The sequence below is a fragment of the Clostridiisalibacter paucivorans DSM 22131 genome (assembly GCF_000620125.1).
Lineage (GTDB): Bacteria > Bacillota > Clostridia > Tissierellales > Clostridiisalibacteraceae > Clostridiisalibacter > Clostridiisalibacter paucivorans.
The window spans coordinates 78,108-89,895 of sequence record NZ_JHVL01000009.1 but is presented as its reverse complement, the minus strand read 5'-3'; the positions used below and the strand labels follow the sequence as shown (position 1 = coordinate 89,895).

Annotated in this window: 10 protein-coding genes, 1 pseudogene and 1 riboswitch; of the genes and pseudogenes, 3 read left to right on the top strand and 8 right to left on the bottom strand. The window is 33.8% G+C overall.

Going from position 1 to position 11,788, the window contains the following annotated elements:
• A pseudogene (locus Q326_RS0105775) lies at positions 1–211 on the bottom strand (IS21 family transposase); the annotation flags it as partial.
• 185 nt (positions 212–396) lie between these two features.
• On the opposite strand from Q326_RS0105775, the gene Q326_RS16825 reads away from it, so the two are divergent.
• Positions 397–1,029, top strand: a complete 633-nt coding sequence (locus Q326_RS16825; protein ID WP_051531203.1) for a site-specific integrase — start codon at positions 397–399, stop codon at positions 1,027–1,029.
• A gap of 75 nt (positions 1,030–1,104) precedes the next feature.
• Here Q326_RS16825 and guaA read toward each other — a convergent pair whose 3' ends face one another.
• The 6 genes from guaA to larE form a co-directional block, all read right to left on the bottom strand.
• Positions 1,105–2,637, bottom strand: coding sequence for a glutamine-hydrolyzing GMP synthase (guaA, locus tag Q326_RS0105765; RefSeq protein WP_026894505.1), 1,533 nt, complete (start codon positions 2,635–2,637; stop codon positions 1,105–1,107).
• Between the two features lie 126 nt (positions 2,638–2,763).
• On the bottom strand, positions 2,764–4,218 hold the full coding sequence (gene guaB / locus Q326_RS0105760; protein WP_026894504.1) for an IMP dehydrogenase: 1,455 nt from the start codon (positions 4,216–4,218) through the stop codon (positions 2,764–2,766).
• A 90-nt stretch (positions 4,219–4,308) separates the two neighbouring features.
• Positions 4,309–4,410, bottom strand: a riboswitch (purine riboswitch).
• A gap of 27 nt (positions 4,411–4,437) precedes the next feature.
• The gene (gene larC2 / locus Q326_RS19055; RefSeq protein ID WP_034601303.1) at positions 4,438–4,863 is read right to left on the bottom strand and encodes a nickel pincer cofactor biosynthesis protein LarC2; all 426 of its coding nucleotides are present in this window, start codon (positions 4,861–4,863) and stop codon (positions 4,438–4,440) included.
• A 26-nt stretch (positions 4,864–4,889) separates the two neighbouring features.
• The gene (gene larC, locus Q326_RS19050; RefSeq protein WP_026894503.1) at positions 4,890–5,669 is read right to left on the bottom strand and encodes a nickel pincer cofactor biosynthesis protein LarC; all 780 of its coding nucleotides are present in this window, start codon (positions 5,667–5,669) and stop codon (positions 4,890–4,892) included.
• 366 nt (positions 5,670–6,035) lie between these two features.
• Complete coding sequence (larB, locus tag Q326_RS0105745) at positions 6,036–6,791, bottom strand: nickel pincer cofactor biosynthesis protein LarB (RefSeq protein WP_034601296.1); 756 nt, start codon at positions 6,789–6,791, stop codon at positions 6,036–6,038.
• A gap of 5 nt (positions 6,792–6,796) precedes the next feature.
• The gene (gene larE / locus Q326_RS0105740; RefSeq protein WP_250160312.1) at positions 6,797–7,612 is read right to left on the bottom strand and encodes an ATP-dependent sacrificial sulfur transferase LarE; all 816 of its coding nucleotides are present in this window, start codon (positions 7,610–7,612) and stop codon (positions 6,797–6,799) included.
• Positions 7,613–8,057: 445 nt separating this feature from the next.
• On the opposite strand from larE, the gene Q326_RS0105730 reads away from it, so the two are divergent.
• Together Q326_RS0105730 and Q326_RS0105725 are read left to right on the top strand one after the other, a co-directional pair.
• A complete protein-coding gene (locus tag Q326_RS0105730; RefSeq protein ID WP_026894500.1) occupies positions 8,058–8,261 on the top strand; it encodes a hypothetical protein in 204 nt (67 codons plus the stop codon).
• Positions 8,262–8,544: 283 nt separating this feature from the next.
• The gene (locus tag Q326_RS0105725; RefSeq protein WP_034601295.1) at positions 8,545–10,053 is read left to right on the top strand and encodes a Na+/H+ antiporter NhaC family protein; all 1,509 of its coding nucleotides are present in this window, start codon (positions 8,545–8,547) and stop codon (positions 10,051–10,053) included.
• A gap of 78 nt (positions 10,054–10,131) precedes the next feature.
• On the opposite strand, the gene groL is transcribed toward Q326_RS0105725, so the two are convergent.
• A complete protein-coding gene (groL, locus tag Q326_RS0105720) occupies positions 10,132–11,775 on the bottom strand; it encodes a chaperonin GroEL (RefSeq protein ID WP_026894498.1) in 1,644 nt (547 codons plus the stop codon).
• Positions 11,776–11,788: the final 13 nt, after the last annotated feature.

The window sequence follows — 11,788 nt, the reverse complement described above, 5'->3', positions numbered from 1 at the left end:
TATCATATTTAGGTGGAGCTACAATATCTTCAGTCAGAATTAACTTATCTCCATCTCCTTCTAAAAGTTTCACTTTATTTTCTTCATATTCATTAATATACTTTCTAATTGTCTTTCTAGCAAATCCAGTTTCTCTATGTATTTCCCACTGAGATTTACCATCTAAAAAACTAGCTATTATTATTTTCTGTTTGTCCATTAAATTGATCATCCCCTTGCCTCCCCTATGAATTGCCATAGGGTTATTATATATTTCCTCTAGGGGAATTTTCAATTAGAATTTGGGGTACTTTTAGGATATCATAAACAACTGTCCACAATCAGATTTCAGCTATCTTCAACTTTGCGTGTAAATATTACAAGCTACCATCCAACCCTGCAAGGGTTTGTGGATCTATGGGGAAAAAGAATGCTGATTCAATGAAATTTTGGACAACTGAAGAATTCAAGAAGTTCATGTTATTTGTTTCTGATAAGCCAATCTCAAAGGTAATATTTGAATTGTTATTTTGGACTGGTATGAGATCAGGTGAATGTTTAGCACTCACCTTGGATGACTTTGACTTTGAAAATAAAACAGTTTCAATCTCAAAGAACTATGCAAGGCATGAAGGTGAAGATCTGATCTTGGAACCCAAAACACCCAAAAGCAAAAGGATCATCACTATACCTGATTTCATTTGTGATATGATCAAGGACTATGTTTCCAAACTATATGACTATGACCCCCATGAACGCTTATTTCCAGTTACAAAGTCATATTTGCATAGTGAAATGAAACGTGGATGCAAGAATTCAGGTGTGAAGAAAATAAGGGTTCATGATCTTAGACACTCACATGCTTCACTTCTCATTGAAGAAGGCTTTTCACCTTTGCTGATCTCTGAAAGATTAGGGCATGAAAATATAGAAACAACGCTTCAGACCTATTCGCATTTATATCCAAATAAACATGGGGAAGTGGCAAACCGTTTGGCAGTAATAAATGATAAATTTGAGAATACAGAAACCCCTGAAAATAATAAATAGTATCATATTAGTATCACAAGACAAATTAAAACCCTGAAAGCCTTGGAAAATCAAGGCTTTCAGGGTTTTATAATGTTATTCCCACTCTATTGTTGATGGTGGTTTGCTTGTTATGTCGTATACTATTCTATTTACTCCGTCCACATTATTTACTATCTTATTAGAGATTTTCTCTAATACTTCATGGGGAATCCTTGCCCAATCTGCTGTCATTCCATCGGAGGATGTTACTGCCCTCAATGCTATGGTATGACTATAGGTTCTTTCATCACCCATTACTCCTACACTCTTTATATTTGGCAATGCTGCAAAATATTGCCAAATCACTTTGTTTAATCCTGCCTTCTTTATCTCTTCTCTAAATATCCAGTCGGCCTCTCTAACTATTTTAAGCTTCTCTTCTGTAATTTCACCTAATACTCTAATGGCAAGTCCAGGCCCTGGGAATGGTTGTCTCTCTACTATTTCCTCGGGAATATTGAGTTCTTTACCAACTTTTCTTACTTCGTCCTTAAATAATTGATCTAAAGGTTCCACTAGTTTAAAGTCTACATCCTCAGGAAGTCCTCCAACATTGTGATGACTTTTTATGACCGATGCCTTGTCAGTTCCACTCTCTATTACATCGGGATATATAGTTCCCTGTACCAAATAATCAATCTTTCCTAATTTAGCCTTTTCTTCTTCAAATACCCTTATGAATTCTTCTCCTATAATCTTCCTCTTTCTCTCAGGGTCTGTAACACCTTTTAACTTCCCTAAGAATCTATCTTTAGCATCAACCCTTATTAAATTCATATCAAATTTATTTCTAAATACCTCTTCCACTTGATCTGCTTCATTTTTTCTCAACAGACCATGGTCAACAAAAACACAGGTAAGGTTTTTACCTATGGCCTTATGAACCAATACTGCTGCAACTGATGAATCTACTCCACCTGAAAGGGCACACAATGCCTTTCCATCTCCTATCTCATTCTTTATAGCCTCTATGGTTTCAGTAGCAAAATCGCCCATATTCCAATCACCACTAATTTCACATACATTGTATAGGAAATTATTTAGTATCTCTCTTCCCATTTCAGTATGTTCTACCTCTGGATGAAATTGTACCGCATAAAGTTTTTTATCCTTATTTGCCATTGCAGCAACAGGACAGAACTCAGTGGTAGCCGTAATATCGAATCCTTCAGGAGGAGTCTCTATAAAGTCTGTATGACTCATCCAACACAATATATCTTGTTTTATACCTTCAAATATGCCTTCGTCATCTAATATATTTAGTTCAACTCTACCATATTCTCTAGAATCCGCTCTATTTACCTTTCCTCCAAAAACTTGAGACATCAATTGTCCACCATAACATATACCAAGAACTGGAATACCTAAATGAAATACTTCTTCATGACATTTAGGAGAATTCTCTGCATATACACTGGCAGGACCACCTGAAAATATTATGCCCTTTGGTGCCTTTTTCTTTATATCTTCTATACTATAATCATAGGGTACTATCTCGCAATATACATTTGCTTCCCTTACCCTTCTTGCTATCAATTGGCTATATTGACCTCCAAAATCCATAATTAATACAAGATCATTATTCAATTATCCTCAACCCTTTCTTTTTCTAATTCTTAGCTCCATTTAATTATTAACTCTTAGTTCTTAGGCAAAGAATAGAAATCCGTAGGATTTCAACTATCGACTACGAACTACCAAATATTATATTATCTAACTTCTACTATAATTAGGTGCTTCTTTTGTCAAGTGGATATCGTGGGGATGACTTTCTATAAGTCCTGCATTGGTTATCCTTACAAATTGAGTCTTTTCTTTCAAATCTCTAATATTTCCAGCACCACAATATCCCATACCTGCCTTAAGTCCTCCTACCAATTGATATACAGTGTCACTAATGGGTCCTTTATATGCAACTCTACCTTCTATACCCTCTGGTACAAGTTTTTTTGCATCCTCTTGGAAATATCTATCTTTACTGCCTTCAGCCATAGCTGCCATAGAACCCATACCTCTATATACCTTAAACCTTCTACCTTGGTATAATTCAGTTTCTCCAGGGCTTTCTTCAGTTCCTGCAAGTAAAGAACCTATCATAACTACATCTGCACCAGCCGCTAATGCCTTAGCTATATCTCCTGAATATTTAATGCCTCCATCAGCTATAGTAGGTATTCCATATTTTTTAGCAGCACTAGCACAATTCATTATAGCAGTTATTTGAGGTACTCCTACTCCAGCTACAACCCTTGTTGTACATATGGATCCAGGTCCTATACCTACCTTTACTGCGTCTACTCCTGCCTTTATAAGGTCTTCTGTAGCTGCAGCCGTCGCCACATTACCTGCGATTAATTGTAAATCTGGAAAATTAGTCTTTATTTTTGCTACCGTTTCAATTACCCCTTTAGAATGTCCATGGGCTGTATCTACAACTATTATATCTACTTTGGCTTCCACCAATGCCTTTATCCTGTCCATAACATCTGCTGTAACACCAACTGCCGCTCCTGCCAATAGTCTACCACTGTCATCTTTGGCTGCATTGGGATACTTTATAGATTTTTCTATATCTTTAATAGTTATTAATCCTGCCAATAGACCCTTTTCATCTATTAAAGGCAATTTTTCTATTTTATGACTTCTCAATATCTCTTGAGCTTCTTCCATATTTATATCTTTTCTTGCTGTAACTAAATTCTTTTTAGTCATAACATCATCGATCTTTTTGCTTGTATCAACTTCAAATCTTATATCTCTATTGGTTATAATTCCTACTAATCTCATTTTTTCATCGGTTATAGGTACACCCGATATACGATATCTTTCCATAAGTTCTAAGGCATCACTTACTAAATGGTCTGGTGATAAATAAAAGGGATCTGTTATTACTCCGTGTTCTGATCTCTTTACCTTATCTACTTCCAATGCCTGTTTTTCAATAGACATATTTTTATGAATAATTCCAACGCCACCTTCTCTAGCCATTGCTATGGCCATTTTTGCCTCAGTAACAGTATCCATTCCCGCACTCATCATAGGAATATTTAATCTAATCTTTTTAGTTAATTTTGTATTAAGCTGTGTATCTTTAGGTAGAACCTCAGATTTAGCAGGTACTAAAAGTACATCATCAAAGGTTAATCCTTCTCCAATAAACTTTTCCACTGTATTTTCCTCCTCTATCTTTAATAGTAAAATATAAATACAAAAAACCATGTATCCCTTAAAATGAGTGGAATACATGGCAGATTAATAATTTCGTTGAATTCCACCCATAGTCAGACAATTTACGGTCATCTGGTAGAAACTTCCTAGCCATATTCCAGGAGATATATGAGTCTTATATATAAGTTCTTTTTAGGTTAACAAAATCTCATATTGTTGTCAAGAATAATATAATTTAGCTACCTCAAAATATTTTTTGGCACTATGTATTATCTCTTTATATACCTTATTTATAGGAATATCAAAACCCTTGGCTATCTCCTGACACTCTTGATATTCTGGACTATATTTTAATATTTTCCCTTCTTTATATCCTAATTTTAATGTCACTAAACCAAATTTAGTCTTTATTTTAATAAATTTTCTTTCAAGCTCTGTCCTTTTCACTTTATACCTTCTTATTCCCAATGTACTTGTTTCTTTAAACAATATATCCTCCATATTTTTTACATCATCACTTTCACATAATACCGTAAGCTTAATAGCAGGCCTATTTTTTTTCATCATTATATTAGCCATATATACATCCTTTGCCCCCTCTTCTAAGAGTTTGGGCATTATATAGGAATAATATTCTGGATTCATATCATCTACATTTGTCTCTAATATATTTAATTCTGAGTCAGTTTTTTTTTACCCATATATATCCTTAATACATTAGTTATTTCTAAATCCTTCTTACCTAACCCATAACCTATTTTCTCCATGGTCATATTGGGAATTGGTATAAACTCCTCAGCCAATGCCTTTATTATAGCAGCTCCAGTAGGCGTTACAAGCTCAGATTTTATCCCTGTAGAATAGACCTCCACGCCCTTTAAAATTTCCAATGTAGCAGGTGCTGGAACAGGAATATTACCATGGGCACAGTTCACAAATCCTGTACCTATATGTAAAGGAGAGGCATATATTTTATCAAATTCTAACATATCTATACATATGGCAGTACCCACTATATCCACTATTGAATCTATCGCCCCCACTTCATGAAAATGTACATTATTTATATCCTTATTATGAATTTTTGCCTCAGATTCTGCTACAAATTTAAATATCTTCTTACTTAAATCCTTTATATAGTTATTTAATTGACTAGCATCTATTATTTCTTCTATATCTTTTAAATTTCTATGGACATGACTATGTGCATGATGATCGTGGTCATGACTATGATTATGTTGATGATGTTCTTTAATTATTACATTAAAGTCAGTTCCTGTTATACCATTTTTTTGGTCATTTTTAATCTCCAACTCATATCCATCTATATTTAGTTTTTCCAACTCTTCTATAAATTTTTCATTATCAATACCTAAATCCAATAGAGCCCCTATGGTCATATCACCACTTATTCCTGCCAAACAATCAAAATATAGTATTTTCTCTTCCATTTTATCCCTCCTCTTTTTTTAGCTCTTAGTTCTTAGCTCTTAGTTCTTAGTTCTTAGTTCTTAGCTCTTAGCTCTTAGTCTATAGTATAGAACCTTACGGTTCTCTATGATTGTTAACAAACGTATATTTATGATAAAAGTATACAATATAAAGGAACATTTCTTAAGGTTTTGTGAAGATATAGAATAAGGGAGAAAATTGTTAGAATTGCACTGTTTGAGCCTAAGCGAGTTTGCAATCCTATTTTCTCTCGTTTCTTCATATTTTTCAAATTCTTGAGATTAGTAACTGTTTTTATACCTTTGTCATTAGACTGATATAATCCTGCTATTTTCTTTATTGTGCTACGGACTACACACTACTAACTACCGACTATTTTTTATCTGTCTTATTATAGTACTGGCTAAATATGCTGCTCCAAATCCATTATCTATATTTACTACTCCAATACCACTGGCACAGCTATTTAACATCGTAAGCAATGCAGATACTCCATTAAAATTAGTCCCATATCCAACACTGGTTGGAACGCCAATTACTGGTTTATCTACTAATCCACCCACAACACTAGCCAAGGCACCTTCCATTCCTGCTACAGTAATTATTACTGATGCATCATTTAATACCTTTATATTAGCTAAAAGTCTATGTATCCCTGCAACGCCCACATCATATAATCTTTCCACAGTATTCCCTAAAAATTCAGCCGTTATAGCCGCCTCTTCAGCCACAGGTATATCCGATGTCCCTCCCGTAACCACTAAAACTTTATTTTTACTCATTTCAATCTCTTTTTTCTTTATCGCTACTATCCTGGCCAATTCATAATACGTTATATGTTCATCCATATCTTTTAATGCTTCATATACAGCTTTATCTGCCCTGGTAGCCAATATATTTGTATCTTTTATAAGCATTTTATCAACTATACCCTTTATATGCTCTATCTCTTTACCTTCACAATATATCACTTCTGGGTAGCCATTTCTAATCTCCCTATGATGGTCTATTTTGGCATATCCCAAGTCTTCAAAGGGCATATCTTTTAATTCATTAACTGCATTATCTATATCTATCTCTCCTGATTTCAATTGCTCCAATATATTCCGAATATATGACATCTTTTTTAGTATTCCTCCTTTTCGACAACCCAGTTCATACTACCTCTATTATATCCTTCTAGGTCCAAAGTTACATGCTTAAAACCCATTTTTTTTATACCTTTAGTCACCTTTTTAAATATCTCTAAATCTAAAAATCTACACATTTCATCCATAGAAATCTCTATCCTAGCAATATCTCCATGATGCCTTACTCTAAATTGTTTAAAACCCAATAGCTTAAGATAATTCTCTGCCTTCTCTATAGTTTCTAATTTCTCCATGGTGATTTTATTACCATAGGGTATTCTGGTTGCCAAACAGGATAATGCCGGTTTATCCCATGTAGGAAGTCCCATTCCCCTAGATAGATTTCGTATATCATCTTTGGTCAATTCTGCGTCTAATAATGGACTTATAACTTCCAGCTCCTTTAAAGCCTTCATTCCAGGTCTGTAATCACCTAAATCATCCATATTAGAACCATCAGCAATATACTCTATTCCAATACTTTCTGCCTTTTCTATTATTGTAGTGAAAATTTGTTTTTTACATAAATAACATCTATTGGGAGGATTGTCCATAATTTCCTGAAATCTACTATAGCCTAGATTTATTTCAATATGTTTTACTTCTAAACTTTTAACCAATTTTCTTGCATCTTCAATCTCATTTCTAGGTTGCATAGGGGCATTTACTGTTATTGCTACAACATTATCTCCCAATTCATCTCTACAAACTTTCAATAAAAAAGTGCTGTCTACACCTGCCGAAAATGCTACAGCAATCTTTTGTTTTTCTTTAATGATATTTTTTAACTTATCAAGCTTTTTATTTATCACCAAAATATCTCTCCCAACAGAATTTTTTCTTATTATTATATCATATTTCAAAAAAAGTAGTTAGTAGTTGATATATTAGTTTGTAGTCTGTAGTTCGTAGTTTATTTTAGAATCTTTTATATATGAAAAAACGGATAAATTTATCATTAAAGCTATATTATTGTTTTCAGTGAGTTTTTTTCTTGCTATATATTTTTTATATTGAGAGATAATATTCTATGAAAAACATTTGATAATCCGTATTAATTGACTAAAGGAGTGTATTTATGGATCAATTAAAAAAGCATCTAGAAAGAGAACTGCTATTATCAAAAAAATACATCCTATATAGTAATATGTGTTATGATAGCGAACTAAAAAACCTTTGCTTTAATGCAAGTCAAATCCACAAGAAAAATTATGAAAATATTCTTAAGCATTTAAATGAAAACTGGAGGTAATTTAAATGTACTTATCCACCATCTTATCCGAAAAAGAAATGTTACATGATTTATTTATTTCTGAGAAACAATTATATGATTCATACAAAAAAATAATTAAAGGACAAAAACCCTCAAAACTTGACATTTCATTATCTCAATGTATATTAAACCTAGAAAAAAACCAATATTCTTTATTAAAAGCAATGAATCATAGAGGTTGGAAATAAAAAATACTTGTTATGCATTCTAGTTTTTGTTATAATCGTATCAATGAAAGCGTTTTTATTCAAATTTATTTATTGTTATTATTTAGGTTTGTTTCCATTTGCTTTCATTTTTGGTTTTATGTCTTAACTTTTTCTATATGCTTTACACCTGTATTCTTTGAGATTTATAACCATTTTTCTATCACCAAAAAATGATTTAGTATTTTTTTGTAGTATGATGTATTTTTATGATTTTCTTGTTATTTTTTTATCAATTATTTATTTCTAAGGGAGGAGATTTTTGATGGGTTTTTTGATAGGTTTATTTAAGTTCTCACCTGTTTTTCTAATGGCAGGTCTAATGATGTCGGAATTTGATGCATTGTTAGCAGCACCTATTTCTACAATATATGCTGCTATAGTAGCTGCAATCACGGAGAAATTTTCTTTTCATGAGTTATTAGAAAGTGCCGTTGACAATGTTAAGGAAATGCAATTAGTGTTCTTTATTCTTATGGCAGCATATGCAATGGCAGAATCTTTTATGTCAACAGGGGTTGGTGCTGCAATAATCAATACTGCTCTAAGTCTTGGGCTTACTGGTAAGACTTTGGCTGTAACAGGATTTGTTGTAACTGGTATACTTTCAGTAGCCACAGGTACTTCATGGGGTACATTCGCCGCTTGTGCACCTATATTTTTATGGTTAAACCATATAGTTGGCGGAAACCTTATGCTTACCACTGCAGCCATAGCTGGAGGAGCTTGTTTTGGTGACAATATAGGACTTATCTCTGATACTACTGTTGTAAGCTCTGGTATTCAAAAGGTTGAAGTTATTCATAGAATTAGACACCAAGGGGTATGGTCTGTACTATGTTTAATAATAGCAGCCATTATATTCTTTAGTGTAAGTGTCGGTATGGGATTACCTGATGTAGTTGGTAATGCAGGGGAAGCTATCAGCCAAGTGCCTCAGGACGTATGGGACAACCTTAATGCCGAAAGACCTTCTGCAATAGCCTTGTTAGATCAAGTTCAAGAAGGGGTACCTACTTATATGATTATACCTTTAGTATTAGTTATAGCCGTAGCTATAAAAGGACTTCCTACTCTAGCATGTCTAGGTATAGGTATAATCTCTTCATTAATTTTAGGACTATTTGCAGGAACTGTTACTCATATTACTGGTGATGATGGATTTTTAAGTCTTATATATACAGGATTTGCTGATGCAGGAAGCTGGGTTATAGTAATGATGATGTGGGTTGGTGCATTTGGTGGTATAATGGCAAAGATGGACGCCTTTGCATTTCTCTCAAAATTCATATCTAGAAGGGTTAAAACTGTTAGACAGCTTATGTTCTCCAATGGTCTGCTTTCAGTAGCTGGTAATGCTGCTCTATCAGATGAAATGGCTCAAATAGTTACCATCGGACCAATCGTAAAGACATTGACCGATAATAATGTCGAGGCCAGTGAAGAAGATATGTATACTTTAAGACTTAGAAATGCAACATTTGGAGATGCATTGGGAGTATTTGGATCTCAATTAATTCCATGGCATGTTTATATGAATTTCTATGTAGGGATTGCCTCTGCTGTATATCCATTGGCATCATTCTCAGCAATTGACATCATTAAGTATAATTTTATGGCCATGGTAGCAGTTAGTTCTATATTAATACTTACTTTAACTGGATTAGATAGATTTGTTCCTTTGTTTGGACTACCATCTGAACCAAAAGTTAGAATTAAAAAAAGAACTGAATCTGAAGCCGCAGTAAATTCTAAAGTAGCTACAGAAGAATAAATATAATCTAAAGCATATAGAAAAAAACAAATCCACTTTAATCTCATGAGATTAAAGTGGATTTTATTTATATCTCTATTACATCATTCCTGGCATTCCGCCGCCCATTCCCATTCCTCCTGGGGCTCCAGCCATGCCTTTGTCTTCTTCTTCCTCATCTGCTACTACACTCTCTGTAGTAAGAACCATAGCAGCAACTGATGCAGCATTTTGTAACGCCGATCTTGTTACTTTAGTTGGGTCAACTATACCCTCTTCTATCATATTTACATACTCTTCTTTTAATGCATCAAATCCAACACCTAAATCTAATGCCTTAACCTTTTCAACTATTACTGAACCTTCTAATCCTGCATTTTCAGCTATTTGTCTTACTGGCTCTTCTAATGCCCTTCTTATTATGTTTATACCTGTTTTTTCATCTCCTAATACTGTATCTAGAAGCTTTTCAACAGATGGTATTGAATTTAAGAATGCTGTACCACCACCAGCAACTATACCTTCTTCCACAGCTGCCCTTGTAGCTGCCAATGCATCTTCTATCCTTAATTTTCTTTCTTTCAATTCTGTTTCAGTAGCTGCACCTACTTGGATTACTGCTACCCCACCAGAAAGTTTAGCAAGTCTTTCTTGAAGTTTTTCAGTGTCAAATTCTGAAGTAGACTCTTCTATTTGAGCCTTTATTTGTCTAACCCTATCTTCAATATTCTTTTGGTCTCCACTTCCACTTACTATAGTTGTATTGTCTTTGTCTACTTTTACAGTTCCAGCTGATCCAAGCATATCTATTGTAGTTTCTTTTATGTCATATCCCAATTCTTCTGATATAACTTCTCCGCCTGTAAGGATTGCTATATCTCTTAACATTTCTTTTCTTCTATCTCCAAATCCTGGTGCCTTAACTGCAACGCAATTAAATGTTCCTCTTAATTTATTAACTACTAATGTAGCCAATGCTTCTCCTTCTATATCTTCTGCAATTATTAATAATTGCTTTCCTTGTTGTACTATCTGTTCTAATACTGGTAATATATCTTGAATATTAGTTATTTTCTTATCTGTAATTAATATATATGGATTATCCAATGAAGCTTCCATTTTTTCTGTATCTGTTACCATATATGGAGATAAATATCCTCTATCAAATTGCATACCTTCAACTACATCTAGAGTAGTTCCCATTGATCTTGACTCTTCAACAGTAATTACTCCATCTTTACCTACCTTTTCCATAGCCTCAGCTATAAGACTTCCTATTTCCTCATCAGCAGCTGAAATTGAAGCAACTTGTGCTATTGCATCTTTATTTGCTATATCTTTTGAAGTAGATTTTATAGCTTCTACTGCGGCATCTACTGCTTTATGTATGCCCTTTTTAAGTATCATTGGATTGGCACCAGCAGCAACGTTTTTTAGTCCTTCTCTAATTATAGCTTGAGCTAATAGTGTAGCTGTAGTTGTACCGTCACCAGCAACATCATTAGTCTTAGTAGCTACCTCTTTAACCAATTGAGCTCCCATGTTTTCATAGGCGTCCTTTAACTCTATTTCACGGGCAATAGTCACACCATCATTAGTAATTAATGGCGCACCAAATTTTTTATCTAAAACTACATTTCTTCCCTTAGGTCCTAAAGTAACCTTAACTGTATCAGCAAGTTTATTTATACCTTTTTCCATTGATCTACGGGCATTTTCGCCAAATCTAATTTCTTTAGCCATTTTTACTTCACTC